General features: G+C 64.6%; 17 protein-coding genes. 8 read left to right on the top strand and 9 right to left on the bottom strand.

What is annotated here, in order from left to right; all coding sequences use genetic code 11:
- Positions 1 to 13 precede the first annotated feature (13 nt).
- Together AC2FNA_RS11690 and AC2FNA_RS11685 are read left to right on the top strand one after the other, a co-directional pair.
- A complete protein-coding gene (locus AC2FNA_RS11690) occupies positions 14 to 1,117 on the top strand; it encodes a site-specific DNA-methyltransferase (RefSeq protein ID WP_496826685.1) in 1,104 nt (367 codons plus the stop codon).
- A gap of 159 nt (positions 1,118 to 1,276) precedes the next feature.
- Positions 1,277 to 2,653, top strand: coding sequence for an adenylate/guanylate cyclase domain-containing protein (locus AC2FNA_RS11685; protein WP_496826683.1), 1,377 nt, complete (start codon positions 1,277 to 1,279; stop codon positions 2,651 to 2,653).
- A gap of 6 nt (positions 2,654 to 2,659) precedes the next feature.
- Here the strand turns inward: AC2FNA_RS11685 and AC2FNA_RS11680 are convergent, their stop codons facing one another.
- The gene (locus tag AC2FNA_RS11680) at positions 2,660 to 3,793 is read right to left on the bottom strand and encodes an alkane 1-monooxygenase (RefSeq protein ID WP_496826681.1); all 1,134 of its coding nucleotides are present in this window, start codon (positions 3,791 to 3,793) and stop codon (positions 2,660 to 2,662) included.
- A gap of 60 nt (positions 3,794 to 3,853) precedes the next feature.
- Positions 3,854 to 4,909, bottom strand: coding sequence for an A/G-specific adenine glycosylase (gene mutY / locus AC2FNA_RS11675; RefSeq protein WP_496826679.1), 1,056 nt, complete (start codon positions 4,907 to 4,909; stop codon positions 3,854 to 3,856).
- 81 nt (positions 4,910 to 4,990) lie between these two features.
- Here mutY and AC2FNA_RS11670 point away from each other — a divergent pair, with 81 nt between their 5' ends.
- Both AC2FNA_RS11670 and AC2FNA_RS11665 read left to right on the top strand, forming a co-directional pair.
- Entirely contained in the window at positions 4,991 to 5,497 is a 507-nt protein-coding gene (locus tag AC2FNA_RS11670; RefSeq protein WP_496826677.1) for a DUF721 domain-containing protein, read from the top strand.
- Between the two features lie 14 nt (positions 5,498 to 5,511).
- Positions 5,512 to 6,180, top strand: a complete 669-nt coding sequence (locus AC2FNA_RS11665) for a DsbA family protein (protein WP_496826675.1) — start codon at positions 5,512 to 5,514, stop codon at positions 6,178 to 6,180.
- A 2-nt stretch (positions 6,181 to 6,182) separates the two neighbouring features.
- Here AC2FNA_RS11665 and lpxK read toward each other — a convergent pair whose 3' ends face one another.
- The 5 genes from lpxK to AC2FNA_RS11640 form a co-directional block, all read right to left on the bottom strand.
- Positions 6,183 to 7,184 carry a tetraacyldisaccharide 4'-kinase gene (gene lpxK / locus AC2FNA_RS11660; RefSeq protein WP_496826673.1) on the bottom strand — a complete coding sequence of 334 codons (1,002 nt, stop codon included), beginning with the start codon at positions 7,182 to 7,184 and terminating at the stop codon, positions 6,183 to 6,185.
- Positions 7,171 to 8,328, bottom strand: coding sequence for a 3-deoxy-D-manno-octulosonic acid transferase (locus AC2FNA_RS11655; RefSeq protein ID WP_496826671.1), 1,158 nt, complete (start codon positions 8,326 to 8,328; stop codon positions 7,171 to 7,173). Before AC2FNA_RS11655 ends, lpxK begins: the two co-directional genes overlap by 14 nt.
- A gap of 237 nt (positions 8,329 to 8,565) precedes the next feature.
- A complete protein-coding gene (locus tag AC2FNA_RS11650; protein ID WP_496826669.1) occupies positions 8,566 to 9,369 on the bottom strand; it encodes an inositol monophosphatase family protein in 804 nt (267 codons plus the stop codon).
- Entirely contained in the window at positions 9,356 to 10,702 is a 1,347-nt protein-coding gene (locus AC2FNA_RS11645; protein WP_496826667.1) for a TldD/PmbA family protein, read from the bottom strand. Before AC2FNA_RS11645 ends, AC2FNA_RS11650 begins: the two co-directional genes overlap by 14 nt.
- Positions 10,703 to 10,831: 129 nt before the next feature.
- Positions 10,832 to 12,358 (bottom strand): DUF2125 domain-containing protein, encoded by a 1,527-nt coding sequence (locus tag AC2FNA_RS11640; protein ID WP_496826665.1) that lies wholly within the window; start codon positions 12,356 to 12,358, stop codon positions 10,832 to 10,834.
- A gap of 131 nt (positions 12,359 to 12,489) precedes the next feature.
- Here AC2FNA_RS11640 and AC2FNA_RS11635 point away from each other — a divergent pair, with 131 nt between their 5' ends.
- Positions 12,490 to 13,242 (top strand): SDR family oxidoreductase, encoded by a 753-nt coding sequence (locus tag AC2FNA_RS11635; protein WP_496826663.1) that lies wholly within the window; start codon positions 12,490 to 12,492, stop codon positions 13,240 to 13,242.
- Positions 13,239 to 13,847 carry an enoyl-CoA hydratase/isomerase family protein gene (locus AC2FNA_RS11630; RefSeq protein ID WP_496826661.1) on the top strand — a complete coding sequence of 203 codons (609 nt, stop codon included), beginning with the start codon at positions 13,239 to 13,241 and terminating at the stop codon, positions 13,845 to 13,847. The genes AC2FNA_RS11635 and AC2FNA_RS11630 overlap by 4 nt, the downstream gene beginning before the upstream one ends.
- 95 nt (positions 13,848 to 13,942) lie before the next feature.
- On the opposite strand, the gene AC2FNA_RS11625 is transcribed toward AC2FNA_RS11630, so the two are convergent.
- The gene (locus AC2FNA_RS11625) at positions 13,943 to 14,269 is read right to left on the bottom strand and encodes an HNH endonuclease (protein WP_496826660.1); all 327 of its coding nucleotides are present in this window, start codon (positions 14,267 to 14,269) and stop codon (positions 13,943 to 13,945) included.
- Positions 14,270 to 14,316: 47 nt separating this feature from the next.
- On the opposite strand from AC2FNA_RS11625, the gene AC2FNA_RS11620 reads away from it, so the two are divergent.
- Together AC2FNA_RS11620 and AC2FNA_RS11615 are read left to right on the top strand one after the other, a co-directional pair.
- A complete protein-coding gene (locus AC2FNA_RS11620; protein ID WP_496826658.1) occupies positions 14,317 to 15,651 on the top strand; it encodes a mechanosensitive ion channel family protein in 1,335 nt (444 codons plus the stop codon).
- On the top strand, positions 15,648 to 16,847 hold the full coding sequence (locus tag AC2FNA_RS11615; RefSeq protein WP_496826656.1) for a TIGR03862 family flavoprotein: 1,200 nt from the start codon (positions 15,648 to 15,650) through the stop codon (positions 16,845 to 16,847). The genes AC2FNA_RS11620 and AC2FNA_RS11615 overlap by 4 nt, the downstream gene beginning before the upstream one ends.
- Here the strand turns inward: AC2FNA_RS11615 and AC2FNA_RS11610 are convergent.
- Positions 16,817 to 17,410 carry a glutathione S-transferase family protein gene (locus AC2FNA_RS11610; RefSeq protein WP_496826654.1) on the bottom strand — a complete coding sequence of 198 codons (594 nt, stop codon included), beginning with the start codon at positions 17,408 to 17,410 and terminating at the stop codon, positions 16,817 to 16,819. The genes AC2FNA_RS11615 and AC2FNA_RS11610 overlap by 31 nt on opposite strands.
- Positions 17,411 to 17,422 lie beyond the last annotated feature (12 nt).

Below are 17,422 nucleotides of genomic sequence, written 5' to 3'. Positions count from 1 at the left end.
CTTGAGGCAGACTATGACGACGACCAAGACAAAGGGCGCAACAGCGCTCCCTTTAAACACGATTATAGCCGGCGACTGCATCGACGTGATGAACGCGATGCCAGAGGCGTCGGTGGATCTGATCTTTGCCGATCCGCCATATAACCTGCAACTCAAGGGCCAGTTGCATCGCCCCGACAACAGCCAGGTGGACGCGGTCGATGACCACTGGGACCAGTTTTCCAGCTTTGCTGCCTATGACCAGTTCACGCGCGACTGGCTGAAAGCCGCCCGGCGACTGTTGAAACCCAATGGCGCGATCTGGGTGATCGGGTCCTATCACAACATCTTCCGGGTCGGTTCGGCGTTGCAGGATGCGGGGTACTGGATCCTCAACGACGTGGTCTGGCGCAAATCGAACCCGATGCCGAATTTCCGTGGCAAGCGGTTCACCAATGCCCATGAGACGATGATCTGGGCGTCCAAGGCCGAAGGCGCCAAGTACACTTTCAACTATGAGGCGCTAAAGGCGCTGAACGAAGGCGTGCAGATGCGCAGCGACTGGGTCATGCCGATCTGCACCGGGCATGAGCGGCTCAAGGATGAAAACGGCGACAAGGCGCACCCGACCCAAAAGCCCGAGGCGCTGCTGCACCGGGTTCTGGTCAGCTCGACCAATCCGGGTGATGTGGTGCTCGACCCGTTCTTTGGCACCGGCACCACCGGTGCGGTCGCCAAGATGCTGGGCCGCGAGTTCATCGGCATCGAGCGTGAGGAGGCCTATCGCAAGGTCGCCGAAAAACGTATTGCCAAGGTGCGCAAGTTCGACCGCGAGGCGCTGGAAGTCAGCGCCAGTAAGCGGGCCGAGCCCCGCATTCCCTTTGGCCAGTTGGTCGAGCGCGGTATGCTGCGTCCGGGCGAAGAGCTGTATAGCATGAACCAGCGGCACAAGGCCAAGGTGCGCGCCGATGGCACGCTGGTCGGCCAGAACATCAAGGGTTCCATCCACCAGGTGGGCGCGCATCTGGAAAATGCGCCGTCGTGCAATGGCTGGACGTATTGGTGTTTCAAGCGTGACGGCAAGACGGTGCCGATTGATGTTCTGCGCCAGCAAATCCGGGCAGAACTGGAAAACTGACCTCGTAAAATCCCAGGAATACCGCCGGTGCCTGTGGCCTGACACATGGCACTACACCTTGCCCCGCCGCATGTCGGCGGGGTTTTTTCTTTGTCGCACCCGGTACCCGCCCCGGCCTAGTATGCCTATCTGTAAGGGCAGGAACGAAGGAAAGCACTCATGACCGACAGCACAGCCGCGCCCCCGCGCCGTGAGCGGTTCTTTTTTACCCAGCCCGACGAGTTCGATTTCGACAACCGATTTACCCAGGCGGCGCTGAGCAAGCACAAGCGCGAAGGGCTGGAACTGGCGGTGCGCGCGCGCTGGGTCGCGATGGCAGTGATCTCGGTGCTGCTGATCTTTGTGAACCCGCATTGGGACGTGATCTACTACCACGGCATACTGGCGCTGCTTGCCGTCAATGGCTGGTTCATCCGACGGGCGGGTCGTGTAGGGCAATCGCGGCTGGAACTCCTGCTGATTCTGGTCGATCTGCTGATCATGACGTTGGGCATGGTGATACCCAATCCGCTATCCGATGATGTGAGACCGCTGGCGATGCAGTACCGGTTCGACAATTTCCAGTACTTCTTTGTCATCCTGGCGGCAGGAACGCTGGCGTATTCCTGGCGTACGGTGATCACAATCGGGACCTGGACCGCGATCCTGTGGACGCTTGGCTGGGTTGTCGCCCGGTGGCAGTCCGAGCCGATTGCCGAATTGTCCGACCGCGCGCGGGCAGCATTCGCAGGTTTCCCCGACGTGGCCGAGCTGATGGAGCCCAACAGCTTCATGGTTCAACTCCGCGTGCAAGAGGTGGTGGTGTTCCTGATCGTTGCGGTCACGCTGGGGGTGACGGTGCGGCGGTTCAACCGGCTTTTGACCACCAATGCCGGGCTTGAACGCGAACGCGCCAACCTGTCGCGCTATTTCTCGCCCAATGTGGTCGATGCGCTCAGCCAGAATGACGAGCCGCTGAAACAGGTGCGGCAACAGGATATCGCCGTTCTGTTCATCGACATCATCGGCTTTACCCGTTTTGCCGCAGGGCGAGACCCCTATGAGGTGATCGAGGTGCTGCGCGGTTTTCACGCCCGGATGGAGGGTGAAGTGTTCCGCCATAACGGCACGCTCGACAAGTATCTGGGGGACGGGCTGATGGCGACATTCGGCACCCCTGTGGGCGGCGAGACCGATGGCAGCAACGCGCTGGCCTGCGCCCGCGCCATGGCCAAGGTGATCGGCGATTGGAACCGCGAACGCCGCCGCCAGGGCGAGCCCGAGATCCGGGCCGGGATCGGTGTGCATTACGGCCCTGCGGTTCTGGGTGATATCGGTGCCAATCGGCTGGAATTCGCCGTGATCGGCAATACGGTGAATGTTGCTGCCAAGCTGGAAGCCCAGTCGCGGGTCTATGACGCCGGCATTGTGATCAGCGACGATCTGCGCCGCCAGGTTGAGGCCGAGGGCGGGGCGATCCTGATGGACGGGTTCGACGAACGCCGGGACGAGATGATCCCGGGTATGACCGATCCAATGGTGGTCTGGGTTCTCTGACAGAACTCAGCGCGGGGTCGGGTTCAGCGCCTTGTTATAGGGCTTCCAGTCGCTGATCTCGGGGTAATACCGGTGCCGCCAAGCCCGTACACGCGGGTTCATCACCCGTCGCCAAAGCGGCGGGATCATCGCGGCCACCGTCATCACCGGATATCCATAGGGCAGCTGCGGCGCGTCCGCCTCGGTATGGTTTTGCAACAGGGGAAACCGCCGGTCGGGCTTGTAGTGATGGTCCGAGTGGCGTTGCAGGTTGATCAGCAGCCAGTTCGAGGCCTTTTGCGCCGCGTTCCAGGAATGGCGCGGCATTACATGTTCGTATTTGCCGTCGCCCAGGTATTTGCGGGTCAGGCCGTAATGCTCGACATAGTTCACAAGTTCCAACTGCCAGATCGCAATGCCCGCCTGCACCAGGAACAGGCCGATCCCGGCCCAGCCCCCCAGCAGCCCAGCCAGCGCCAGCATCAGCCCCTGCAAAGCCCAATAGCGCCAGAACGGATTGGCCAGGTCGGTCCAGCGCCGGTCCTTGCGGGCCAGCATCTCGCGTTCTGCGCGAAAAGCCGAGCGTAGGCATTGCACCAGGACGCGCGGATAGAAGCGGTGGAACCCTTCGTTGTAACGCGCGGTGACAGGGTCGCGCGGTGTGCCCACATGACGGTGATGCACCAGAAGGTGCTCGGACCGGAAATGCGAGTAAAGCACCATGGCCAGCAGGATATCGCCCAGCCAGCGTTCGAACCGGTTCTTCTGATGCATCAGCTCGTGGGAATAGTTGATGCCGATGGTCCCGGTAATCACCCCGACCCCAAAGAAAAGCGCGATCTTTTCAAGGGTCGACAGGTGTTCGGCGCGCGTGGCGTACCAGATCAGCCCGTAGAGCGTGACGAATTGCAGCGGCACCCAAAGCTTGGGCAGCAGGATGTACCAGCCCAACTCCTCGTCACCGGTCTGGGGATCGGCGTTTTCCTCGTTGAGGCCCGTTACCTGATCATAAATCGCAAACGCCCACCAGGTCGACAGCGGCACCGCCAACAGCCACCATCCGCCCTGGCTCGCCACGATCCAGACCAGCGGGATCAGAAGGAAGGACAGCCAGAACGGCATAGCGCTTTGCCAACGGGCCAAGGTTTCCGTGGGGATCATCGCAGGCTCCACATCCGAATGCCTGAAACATAACCGTTTTTTCCGGTTCTGCCCATGACGCTATTGGCCGCGCCAGAGGTCGAAGGCCTTGCGCATCACCGTGGGCAGGTCTGATGGGCGAAAGGCGTGTTTGTCGATGATGACCAGTCCCTCGGGCGCGGTGTCGACCTCCAGCGGCGCCGTATGAATGCGCAGGATCAGGTGGAAATGGGTAAAGGTGTGGCGCACCTCTGCGGGCAGTTCGCACCAGTCGGCCTCGAATGGCGGCGCAGGTTGAGGTGCCTCGGACCAGTCCGAGCCGGGCCAACCCAGCATGCCCCCCAGCAGGCCCTTTTCCGGGCGCCGCTGCATCAGCCAGCCACCGTCAGAATGCTGCGCCAGATAGACATGCCCATGGCGGATCGGCTTGGGCTTCTTGGGGCTCTTGCGGGGCAGGTCGGACGCGGTGCCGCGCTGGCGTGCCAGGCAGGGGGGGCGCAGAGGACAGATCCCGCAGGCAGGTGCGCGCGGGGTGCAGATCGTCGCGCCCAGATCCATCACCGCCTGGGCGTGATCGCCGGGCCGCGTGGTCGGGGTTAGCGCGGCGGCGTGCTCTTTCAGCACTGGTTTCACTCCCGGCAGCGGTTCTTGCACGTCGTGTAGTCGCGCCATCACCCGTTCCACATTGCCATCCAGCACGGTCTCGGCCCTGTCAAAGGCGATGGCGGCGATGGCCGCGGCGGTATAGGGGCCGATACCGGGCAGGGCGATCAAACCTTCGTAGCTGTCGGGAAACTGGCCGCCGTGCTCCTCGGTCACCGCGCGCGCACATTTCAGCAGGTTGCGGGCGCGGGCGTAATAGCCAAGGCCCGCCCATTCGCCCATCACCGCCTCGTCCGGTGCGGCGGCCAGCGCCGCAACCGTTGGCCAGCGGGTGGTGAAGCGGTGGAAATAGTCGCGCACTGCCGCCACGGTGGTCTGTTGCAGCATCACTTCGGACAGCCATACGCGATAGGGATCGGGGCGCGTGCCTGCCGCGCGCGCCGCTGGCCCCACCCGCCATGGCATTTCGCGCGCGTGACGGTCATACCAGTCGAGCAGCGTGCCGCTCACGTCAAAGTGTTGGAGGTCGCGCACGAAAATTCCCTCGCTTCTATCGGTTTCACTGGTGCCGCAGTGCGTGGGCTTTAGAATAGCGGCAACAGAGTCGGATTCCAGATGGCAAGCAGACGTTCCTCGACCCGTGGCTTCAAGCGCACCGCCAGCGTGCTGGGTGATCAGATTCGCCGGGCTGGCGAAACACGCGGCTTTGCCGTGGGCCGGGTGCTGACCCACTGGGCCGAGATCGTCGGACAGGATCTGGCCGCCATCGCCCGACCGGTCAATATCGGCTATGGCAAGGGTGGCTTTGGCGCGACGCTGACCGTGCTGACCACCGGGGCCCAGGCGCCGATGCTGGAAATGCAGAAGGAGCAGCTGCGCGAACGGGTGAACGCCGCCTATGGCTATAACGCCATCAGCCGGGTCCGCATCACCCAGACCGCGCCCGTCGGCTTTGCCGAAGGTCAGGCCACATTCGAGCATCGCCCAAAGGCTGCAGCCAGCGCCCCGCGCCCCGAGATCGTGGCCGAAGCGGCGCAGGTGGCCGACGGCGCCAAAGATGAAGATTTGCGCGCGGCGCTTGAAAGATTGGCGCAGAACGTTTTATCGAGACAGAAATCTTGAAGAAGGGCAGAAAGATGAACCGTTTGGGAACTTTGGTGTTTGCCGGTGTGGCCGTCGTGGCGGGGGCCTATTGGCTGACCCTGCCCTCACAGGGCAACCTGCCCGCCAACCCGCTGATTGGCAGCGCCGAGGCGCAGCAGGCCGAAATCGATACTTCGACCATTGTCGAAATGGTGCAAGGGGCCGAGGACGCGCCGGTCGAAATCATCGAATATGCCTCATATACCTGCCCGCATTGCGCGGCCTTTCACCAAGGCCCCTACAAGCAGCTCAAGGCCGATTTCATCGACACAGGCAAGGTGCGCTTTGTCTATCGCGAGGTGTATTTCGACCGCTACGGTCTCTGGGCCTCGATGGTGGCGCGCTGCTCGGGTCCCGAGAAATTTTTTGGCATTTCCGACCTGATCTACAAAGGGCAGGCTGAATGGTCGCGCGCCGGTGGTCCGGCCGAGATCGCCGAGGAACTGCGCAAGATCGGTCGGCTGGCGGGGATCGAGAATGATAAGTTGGAGGCGTGTCTGGGCGATGCCACCATGGCACAGACGTTGGTCGCCTGGTATCAGGAACACGCGACCCGGGACGAGATCAACTCGACCCCCAGCTTCATCATCAATGGCAAGAAGGTCGAGAACCAGGCTTATGAAGGGTTCAAGGCCCTGATCGAGGCCGAACTGGGCAGCTGACCTCAGGGCGGCGGCGGCGCGGCGGCCAGCAGGATGCCGCGCAACCTGTCCTCGTCCCCTACCTCCAGCCGGACGGGCAGGGTGATGACCTTGGCGCGGAATGCTGGGGGCAGCCGCACGGCATCCTTCTCCGTCGTCACCATCTGGGCGCCCAAAAGCCGCGCTTCGTTCTCCAGCCGGGTCATCAGCGCTGGAGTCAGCGGCTGGTGATCGTCCAGCGCTTCGGCCCGGCGCAGATCGGCGCCCTCGGCCCGAAGCGTGCGAAAGAACTTGGCCGGGTTGCCGATCCCGGCAAAGGCCAGCACCGGCGTCGCGGTCCAGTCCATCCCGGTGCGCAGCGGTTTCAGCTCAGCGGTGACCAGCGGCACGGTCACGTCCGGACCCCAGGTTGCGCGGAACCGGTCCTGTGCCTGCGCATCTCCCAGGGCCAGAACCAGGTCGGCACGGGCAAGACCTGATGCCACCGGTTCCCGCAAGGGGCCGGCGGGAATACAGTGACCGTTGCCAAAGCCCTGCGCCGCATCGACCACGATAATCGAGAGATCCTTGGCGACGCTCGGGTTCTGGAACCCGTCATCAAGGATGATTGCGGTGGCCCCCGCCGCTGCCGCCGCGCGGGCGCCGGCGGCACGATCCTTGGCCACCCAGACCTCGGCAAAGGCAGCCAGCAGCAATGGCTCGTCGCCCACCTCCTCGGCGCGGTGGCGGCGCGGATCGACCTGCACCGGACCTTCGAGCGTGCCGCCATAGCCACGGGTGACCACATGCGGTTCGTGCCCGGCATCACGCAGCCGCTCGGCCACCCAGATCGCGCTGGGGGTCTTGCCGGTGCCGCCCGCGTTCAGGTTGCCGATGCAGATCACCGGTACAGGCACCTTAACCGGATCACCGCCCGCCAGCCGCCGTGCGGTCGCCCGGGCATAGACTGCGCCCAACGGCGCCAGCAGCCGCGACTGCCAGCCCGGATGTGCGGGGTCGTTCTGCCAGAACTCAGGTGCTCGCATGAATTGCCTTTCGCCGGTCCAGCCGGTCCAGCACCATTTCGATCAATTCATCGGTCAGATGCGCGGTCTCGGTGGCCACCTGCCAGCCGGCCAGGGCCATGCGGGCCGCGGCGTCCGGGGCCAGCAGGTCGACGACCTCGCGCCCCAGTGCCTCGGCATCGCGCACCGAGCGCGCCGCGCCGACAGAGGCCAACCGCACATATGTATCCATGAAACTGCGCACATTGGGACCGTAGAGCAGCGCCGAGCCCAGTGCCACCGCTGTCAGCGGGTCGCGCCCGCCGGTGCCGAACTCCAGCGAGCTGCCCATGAAGGTCAGCGGGGAGATCCGGTACCACAGACCCAGATCCTCGGCATGGGCGCTGATCACGACCTGGGTCGAATCCTCGATCCGGTCACCGGCATCCCAATCGGCACAACGCAGATCCATCGCCTCGAGCCGGGTCTGCAACGGACCGGCCTCATCAGGATCGGCCACATGCACAATCAGCAACAGCCTGTGCAACAGCCGCAGCGCATGGCGATGCGCGGTCAGTACCGAGATGAATTCCTTGGGCTGGGTCCAGGCCGACAACCAGACCGGCCTGCCGCCCAAGGTGGTGTTGGTTTCGACCAGTTCCTCTTCGGACCAGGGGGCGGGATTGGCACTGACCTGAAGCGGGTTCGATGCGCGGACCTTGGTTGGCGCGACACCGGTCCTGCGCACATAGCGCGCGGTCGCTTCGCCGTCGGTCAGGATCATGTCAAAACAATCGAGCATGGTACGGGTAAGATCGGGTAACCAGCGGTGGCGCCGGGCCTGCAACTCGCGTTCGGTGATGTCGATCAGCAGCATCGGTATGCCGCTGCCAGCGGTTTCGTCAATCAGGTTGGGTTTCAGGGCACCGCCAGACCAAAGGCACAGGTCGGGTCGCCAGTGATCCAGGAAACGCCGCGCAGGGGCGGGATGATCGTCGGGCAGCACCGAAATCAGGCCACAGGGCGCGATCCAGTCATCGATACGTGTCTCCGCCGGGATGGTGAACAGAAGGCTCAGATCTGGGCGAAGCGAGATCAGTCGCTGTGACAGATCGCAAAGCGCGGGAAACCGGCTGCGATCGGTGACATGTATCCAGATCAGCTCTCCCTTTGGACGGTCCGGCATGTCCCGGCCTGGCGGGTTCACCCCCCGCCAGTTCAGGACCCGGTACGCGGCAAGGCTGAGCGACCGCACCATGGCTCAATCCAGCCCAGATAGCGCAATGCCAACAGAGGCGCCGGTTCGCCGGTCTATGGGGACGGTGGCTGCCATGCGGCACTCCTGACGGAGGGGTTGAAATCGGCGGCACCCTAAGGGTTTGGCAGGCCGGGTCAAGGCATCGGGGGGCGAGGCCCGCATTCGTCAATGGGCCGGAATACCCGCGCTTGCCGGATCAAGGGCACCAAACAGGCCGCGATGCACGGTGTCGCCGCCTGCGATGACCCCATCCAGCCGGGGTCTGGGATTGTTGAACTTCAGCGCTGCGCCGGTCCGGTCGGTACAGCGCCCGCCCGCTTCGCGCAGGATCAGATCGCCAGCGGCGATATCCCATTCCCAGCTGGGTCGCAGGGTCAGCATCCCGTCGAACCGGCCCTGCGCCACCAGTGCAAGGCGATAGGCCAGCGAGGGGCGATAGTCGCGATGGAAGGCGGGTGCCTGACCGCCGGTCCAGTGTTCGGGGCGCAGATTTGGTCGCGCGGCCAGAATATGCGCCTGGGCCAGGTGGGTGGGCGCCGAGACCCGGATCGGTTGGCCGTTCAGAAAGGCACCACCGCCCGCTGCGGCGGTGAACAGCAGGTCGCGCTGGGGCAGATAAACGGCGGCGGCGGTAACCACGCCCCGGTCCGCGACCGCCAGCGCATGCGCCCAGGTGCGCGACCCTTCGGCAAAGCTGCGGGTGCCATCGATCGGGTCGATTATGAAAACACGGTCGTGATCCAGCCGCGCGGCGGTATCCTCGGTCTCTTCGCTGAGCCAGCCATAGCCGGGGCGGGCAGCGGGCAGCATTTGCGCCAGCATCGCATTCACCGCCAGATCGGCCTCGGTCACCGGGCCCGCGCCATCGGGCTTGTCCCAGCGCTGGGCATCGCGGCCTGAGTAGCGGGTGGCGATGCGCCCGGCCTCACGTGCAGCGCGGATCAACAGGTCGAGGTCAGTTTCCGGCAAGCGTCATCCCCTCGATCAGGATCGACGGCACCACCCGCGAAAGCCAGGGTCGGGCATCGTTCGCCGGGACCATCCGCAGCAGCATGTCGCGCAGATTGCCCGCGATGGTGCATTCGTTGACCGGATAGGCGATCTGGCCATTCTCGACCCAGAACCCCGAGGCCCCCCGCGAATAGTCGCCCGTGTTGGGGTTGATCGTCGACCCGATCAGCGAGGTCACCAGCAGCCCGGTTCCCATGTCACGGATCAGATCATCACGGCTGGCCGTGCCGGGCGTCAGCGTCAGGTTCCAGTTGCTGGGCGAGGGCGGACCCGACACGCCGCGCGTGGCATTACCGGTCGAGGCCAACACCAGCTTGCGTGCGCTGGCCAGGTCCAGCGTCCAGCCGGTCAGCACCCCGTCTTTGACGATGGCGCGGGCCTGCGTCGGCAGGCCCTCGGCATCGAAGGGGCGCGATCCAGAGACACGCGGGCGATGCGGATCCTCGATCAGCGACAGGGCAGCGGGCAGCACCTGCTCGCCCAGATTGTCCTTGAGCCAGGACGACCCGCGCGCGACCGAGGCGCCATTTGCCGCTGCCAGAAGGTGCCCGATCAGCGAGGCTGAAATGCGTTCGTCAAACAGCACCGGATAGCTGCCTGTCGCCGGTTTGCGCGCCCCTTGCAGGGCCACCGCTCGTTCGCCGGCGCTGCGGCCGATCTCTTCGGGGCTGCGCAGGTCGGACTGATAGGTGCGGCTGTCGCCATCGGCGTCCCGCTCCATCCCTGTTCCGCTGCCCGAAATCGCAACGCAGGAAAGCGAGCGCACACTGCGCCCGTAGCCGCCGGAAAACCCGTTGGTGGCGGCCAGGTGCACATGGTGCTGACCGTAAGCGGCGGCGGCGTCCGACACCTGGGTCACGCCGCTTACCGCTGCGGCGGCGGCCTCGGCGGCCAGCGCGTCCTGCATCAGTGCCTGAGGGTCGGGTTCGGCGGCAGGGTCACGCAGGTCCAGCGCGGCAAGGTCCCAGCCGCGCGCCAGCTGATCGGGATCGGCAAGCCCGGCATAGGGATCCTCAGGGGCCTCGCGCGCCATCGCCACCGCGCGCTCCGCCATTGCGGCCAGCGCCTCGGGGCGGCTGTCCGAGCTGGACACGATCGCCTGCCGTTTGCCGACAAACACCCGCAGGCCCAGATCGGTCCCTTCGGAACGTTCGGCATGTTCCAGTGCGCCGCCGCGCACCTCGACCGAGACCGAAGTACCCTCGACCACCAACGCATCGGCGGCTTCGGCGCCAGCCTGACGGGCGGCGTGCAAGAGAGCGTGGCTGAGGTCTTCGGCCTTGTGCGGCATGGGCTGTCCTTTGGCTGTTGTCAGGGAGGTAGCCCCCGCCGCCGCCCGCTGCAAGACCCACGGCGCGCGGTGCGGGTGACCAAGGTGTCAGCAGGGCGCGCAGCCGATGCGCGCACCCCGCTGGAGCCGTTATTTGATACGCTGACCGTTTGCGAGGATATGGCCCTGCTCGTTGATCTCGATCTTCGAGTTCAGCGTATCGGGCGCATCGCCGGGTACGGCCAGCATGCCCATCATCATCCGCGCGCCCATGGCGTCATCCTCGGACACGAAACCCATGGCGATCAGCTTGTCGAGCAGCGCATTTGCCCCGGTCAGGGTCAGGTTCGCCACACCGGCAGGCGCCGGGATGCCGTCAAAGGATTCGTAGTCGGAATTGTCAAAGGTGAAGGCGCCAGTACCGGTCAGCTTGGCCCCCACCAGCGAGACCAGCAGCTGGTTGATGGTCAACTCGTTCAACTCGCCCGGCGCACGGCCGGTCGCTTCGAGCGTTTCGGCCACGGTCGGGTCGAGGAAATCGACCAAGACTGTCACCATGCCCGACAGATCAAGCGCGACGGTTGCCGGATCGCGCGGCAGGGCGCCGGCGGGGTCGAACATGCCCCAGATCATGTCCGACATGGTGAAACCGGTCAGGTTCATGCCAAAGCCAAACGGTTGCGGATCGTCGCCCGCCTGGGTGGGGATATCCAGCTTGAACCCCGATTCCGCCATGGCCAGATCGATCGGAAAGGGCAGGTTCTGTGTCGTCATGGAAATCTGCGACTGGCGGCCCTTGAGATCGTAGACCACGTGGCTGGCATCCATGGCGATCCGGAAATCACCGCCCTGCGATGAGGATGTCATGGCAAAATCGTCGCCATCACCCTTGGCCGCCATATTGCCGCTGCCAGCGCCATAGCTCATCAGTGCGTCAAAGGCGAAACCCGATTTCAGCATGTCCGAGAAGTTGGTCGCGTCAAAACTGCTCGGCAGGCTGCCGGTGCCGGAATAGCGTACATCCGAAAGCGTGCCCGAGAAGTTCCCCGCATCGTCCGAGTCGGGATCGTCGAAAGACAGCGCATATGTCAGGCCGGAGGCGGTGAAGCTTTGCACCAGATTGCGCATCTCGCCCAGAATCATTTGCGAGGTGCCGGTGACGGCGGTCATCTCCAACAGGAAACTCAGCGCATCGGCGGGCATCGTCTCGCCATCGGCCTCCAGCGAGGCAAGCCGCAGGCTGACCTGATCGGCGCTATAATCATAGGTCATGTCATCCGGGTCGCCGGTCGCGACCATGGACATGTTGCGGTTGGCGTATGTGAGCGTGCCCGTTACCGGTGCCTCGTCCTCGACAGAGAAAACGAAGGTCAGCGGGAACTCTTCGGGCAGGCCGATCCGCACCGATCCGTCGCCCTGATCGGTCATGGTGATCTGTGGCATCGAGAAAGACATCGCGCTGTCCTGCTCGGGAATGCCCATGGACATGCTGAAATCGGTGATCGTCAGCGTGTCGCCCGATCGGCTTTCCGTGCCTGCGACGTCATAGCCCATGCCGCCCAGATAGGCGCTCCAGTCGGCCCAGACCTGTTCGGCGGTCAGATCGGCCCAGGCGCCCTGGGTTGCAATGGCATAGGCGAGTATGGCGCCGGACGTGCGGCGGAGGAAAACGGGCATCACAAGAACCTCTCTGGATCAATTTCGTCCCTATCGTGTTTCGGTGGGCAACGGGCGTCAAGGGGGCTGGTACTGGACCCTTCCCGCGTCACGGCGTAGGACTTGGCAAAGCAGATACGGGAGGAAGGTGGATGACCGGAATGCAAGGAAAAACCGTTCTGATCACGGGCGCAAGCCGTGGGATCGGGGCCGAGGCCGGGCGCGTCTTTGCCGCAGCCGGGGCCAATGTCGTCTTGCTGGCACGCAGCGCCGAGGCGCTGGCCGAGCAGGCATCCGAGATCGGCGAGACCGCATTGGCACTGGCTTGCGACGTCGCCGACGCGGCGCAGGTGGCGGGTGCGGTGAACGCGGCGGTGTCGCGGTTCGGCGGGCTCGACGTGCTGATCAATAACGCAGGTGTGATCGAGCCGATCTCGCATTTGGCCAACTCGGACCCGTCAGGATGGGGGCACGCCATCGATATCAACCTCAAGGGCGTCTACTACGGCATGCGCGCAGCATTGCCGGTGATGCGCAAGGGGGGCGGCGGCACCATTCTGACCGTCAGTTCGGGCGCCGCCCATAACCCGGTCGAGGCCTGGAGCCACTATTGCGCCTCCAAGGCCGGGGCAGCGATGCTGACCGCCTGCCTGCATCTGGAAGAGGGCCATCATGGCATCCGCGCCATGGGCCTGTCGCCGGGCACCGTGGCCACCCAGATGCAGCGCGAGATCAAGGGCTCGGGCATCAACCCGGTCAGCCAGTTGGACTGGTCGGCGCATATTCCCGCCGACTGGCCGGCACGCACCCTTTTGTGGATGTGCGGGGCCGAGGCGGACCCGTTTCTGGGAACCGAAATCTCGCTCAGGGACGAGGATATCCGCAAGCGGGTGGGACTGGCATGATCGAGCTGGAAAAGGAGGGCGGTTTGTGGACCGTCACCCTGAACCGCCCCGACAAGGCCAATTCGCTGACCGTGGCCATGCTGGAACGGCTGGTCGAGATCGCCGAGGCGGCGGGCGAGGCACGGGCGCTGATCCTGACCGGGCGCGGTAGGGTGTTCAGCGCAGGCGCTGATCTTGAGGCCGCACGGGCGGGGCTCGCGACCTCGGACCTGTGGGAGCGGCTGTCGGGCGCGATCGCGGCGCTGCCTTGCCTGACGGTCGCGGCCCTGAACGGCACATTGGCGGGGGGCGCCAACGGCATGGCGCTGGCCTGCGACCTGCGCCTCGCGGTGCCCGAGGCCAAGGTCTTCTACCCGGTGATGAAGCTTGGCTTTCTGCCGCAACCTTCCGATCCGGCCCGCATGGCGGCGCTGATCGGCCCGGCGCGGACCCGGCTGATCCTGATGGCGGGCCAAAAGATCACCGCGCAGGAGGCCTATGACTTCGGCCTGATCGACCGGATCGTACCCGCCGAACAGTTGATGGAGACCGCCCGCGCGCTGGTGGCCGATTCCCTGGCCGCCGATCCGGCGGTTGCGGCAGGTATTTCCCGGCTCTGTTCCTGACCAGCCCTTCAGGAGAGCGCCGGTTTCGTGCAACGAAACCGGGCCGGAAACCTTGCAGGTTTCCGGTCGCCGTCGCGCGTCAAGGCTGTGAATCGCTAGCGTTTGCGCCGCCCGCCCGGCACTTTCGAGCGAAACCCGGGGGGTCGTTTGCGCACCCAGGCGAGGAACTTCGCCAGCCGGGGATGGGCGCGCAGAGCCTCTACCGTGTGAAAGCTGCGCGCCAGTTCCGCCTCGGTCAGGGTGGCATGGACCTCCTTGTGGCAGATGACATGCAACAGGACCGTCGGCCCTCCCTTGCCACCCTTCAACCGGGGGATCAGGTGGTGCTGGCTGCCGTCGCCTTCGGGTATCGGCCGTTCGCATAACGGGCAGACCCCTTCGGGCAGGGGGAAGTCCGGGCACTTGTTTTCCTTGTCTGTCATGGGCAAGAGGATGCACCACCGTGCAAACGGCGCAAGTGGAGAGACCCATGGAATTCGGAACACAGGCCCAGACCGAGCTGCTGAACAGCCTGATCGAACAGGGCGAGCGTCTCTGGATAATTGCGCTGGGTTGGCTGTCGAGCCCGGCCGCCTGGTCGCAATTCGCCCTGTTGATGGTGGCCTATCTGGCGGCACTCTATGCCGCGCGCCGGTTGCGCGGGCCGCTATCACGCCTGCTGACCCCACCCGAGGAGCAGATGGACCCGCTGTCGCGGACCCGCCGTTTCGTGTTGATTTTCGTGCCTTTGTTGCTGCCTCTCTTGGCCTATGTCTTTACCGGCATCGGCGAAAGCGTCACCCGTTCGCTGTTCGGCTCGGGCGCGGTAATTGCCTTTGGCAAGCGGGTGTTCCTGCTCCTAGCCGCCCGCATTCTGGTGCGCGAAATCCTCGACGATCCGCTGATGAAGCTGCTGGGCCGTTACGTGTTGATCCCGGTGGCGGCGCTCTATGCACTGGGCCTTCTGGAACCGGCCATGGCCAGGCTGGACCAGACCGTGGTGCCGCTGGGCAACCTGTCCTTTTCGCTGCTCTTCGCGTTGCGTTTCCTTGTCGTGGGCGGCGCCATTTTCTGGCTCGGGCGCTGGTCCAACGACCAGTCGGCGCAATTCATCAAGCAACAGCGTGAAATGCGCCCGGCGATGCGCGAACTGACCGTCAAGGCGGTCGAGATCGGTATCTTCGGCATCGCCTTCCTGCTGGTGATGAACATCATGGGGATCAGCCTGACCTCGCTGGCGGTTCTGGGCGGGGTCATCGGCGTCGGTCTCGGCTTCGGCCTGCAAAAGATCGCGTCGAATTTCATCTCGGGCGTCATCCTGCTGCTCGAAGGGCAGGCGACCGTCGGCGATTACGTGGAACTCGATGGGGGCGAGGCGGGGACCATCATCAAGATGACCGCGCGCGCCACCATCCTCGAGACGTTCGATGGGCGCTGGATCGTGGTCCCGAACGAGGATTTCATCACCACGCGGGTGGTGAATTTCTCGGATCAGGGAAGCGCCAACCGGTATGAGGCGCCGTTTTCGGTGAGCTATGACACGGATATCAACCGGGTGCCCGCGATCATCGAAGCGGCGGTGGCGACACATCCCGGTGTGCTGGCAAGCCCCTTTCCACCCGATTGCGAGCTGCGCGGTTTCGGCGATAACGGGGTCGATTTCGCGGTCGAATTCTGGGTCGAGGGCATCGATGACGGCAAGAACAAGTTCATGTCCGATGTGCTTTTCTTGATCTGGAACGCGCTCAAGGAGAACGGCATCGAAATCCCCTATCCGCATCGGGTGGTGGAACTTTCCGGCAGTATCGAGACGCGGCAGGCATGAAACCGGCGGTCGTGATAGGGGCAGGACCGGCGGGTCTGATGGCCGCGGGCGAGTTGGCCCGCGCCGGCCTGCCGGTGCTGGTGGCCGAGGCCAAGCCCTCGGTTGCGCGCAAGTTCCTGATGGCGGGCAAGTCGGGTCTGAACCTGACCAAGGACGAACCTCTTGAGCGGCTGCTTGTCGCCTATGGCGATGCGGCCGACTGGCTGCGCCCGATGCTGGCGGCCTTTGATGCCCATGCGGTTCAGGATTGGGCGCGTGACCTGGGGCAGGACCTGTTTACCGGCTCGACCGGGCGGGTGTTTCCGACCGCGATGAAGGCCTCTCCGCTGTTGCGGGCCTGGTTGGCGGAACTGGCGGGGCTAGGGGTCGAGATTCGCACTCGCTGGCGCTGGACCGGTTGGCAGGGTGGTGCGCTCAGTTTCGATACGTCCGATGGTGCGCAGCGGATCGAACCTTTGGTCACCGTGCTTGCGCTGGGCGGGGCCAGCTGGGCCCGGCTCGGCTCGGACGGGGCGTGGGCTGGGTTGCTCAAGGCGCGCGGGGTCGAGCTGACACCCTTTGCGCCTGCCAATGCCGGGCTGCTGGTCGACTGGTCCGCACATATGGCGCCGCTGGCCGGACACCCGGTCAAGGGTGTGGCCTGGCAGGCAGGCGCGCTCAACAGCCGGGGCGAGGCGGTGATTTCGACACGGGGGCTTGAGGGCGGCGGCATTTATGCGGTTTCGGCGGCGGTTCGGCAGGGCGCTCCCCTCTTTCTCGATCTGTTGCCCGACCTGCCGCTGGAAGAGGTGGCCGCTCGATTGGCGCGTCCGCGGGGTAAGGCCAGCCTGTCGTCGCATCTGCGCAAGATTTTGAAATTGAACCCTGAAAGCCGCTCACTGTTGATGGAGTTCGGCCGCCCGTTGCCGCAGGTGCCAGAGGGATTGGCGGCGCTACTCAAGCAACTGCCCGTCCAGCATGCGGGCCTGCGCCCGATGGACGAGGCGATTTCTACGGCGGGCGGGGTGGCGCGCGCGGCACTGAACGACGGGCTGATGCTCAATGAGATTCCCGGCACATTCTGTGCGGGCGAGATGCTGGATTGGGAGGCGCCGACCGGCGGCTACCTCCTGACCGGTTGCCTGGCGACCGGCCGCTGGGCCGGTCGCAGGGCGGTGGCCTGGGCTCAGGCCGGGGTCAATGCACCCATGCGCTGAAACGCGGGGCGCGCGCGTACCTTCTTGCCATAGGCCTTGATCCGGTCCGAGGTGATCGGGAAACCGGCACCAAAGGCCCAGTTGAGGCAATGCACCAACAGGATGTCGACGATCGTCATCTTGTCTCCCATTGCGAACGGGTCGCCCAGACGGGATTCCAGACGCGCCAGATTGCGCTCGAACTCCCATTTGGCACAGTCGATGACGGCGGGCACGCGCTTGTCCTCGGGCAGGATGAACCCGTGGCGGGCGGCGACCCATAGCACCCCGTCGATCTCGTCAAGGATCGTGTGGAACAGCGCGTCCTGCTTGGCGCGCTCGGGCGTTCCGGCGGGATAGGTCAGATCGCCATGCTTGTCGGTAAGATAGGTCATGATGGCAGAGCTGTCGGTGATCACGTGCTCTCCATCGACCAGCACCGGGATCTTGCCGCTGCCGTTCAGGGCCGCGACCTGCGGGTCATGCGGGCCGACATCGACGAATTCGTAGGGTTGACCCAATTCTTCGAGCAGCCACAAAACACGCGAGGCACGGCTTTTGACCCGCCCATAGACCTTGTACATGATCGTCTCCCA

This window comes from Ruegeria sp. YKSD163 (genome assembly GCF_059612905.1).
Note: the sequence above shows the minus strand (reverse complement) of the source record. Positions and strands in the feature narration are given on the sequence as shown.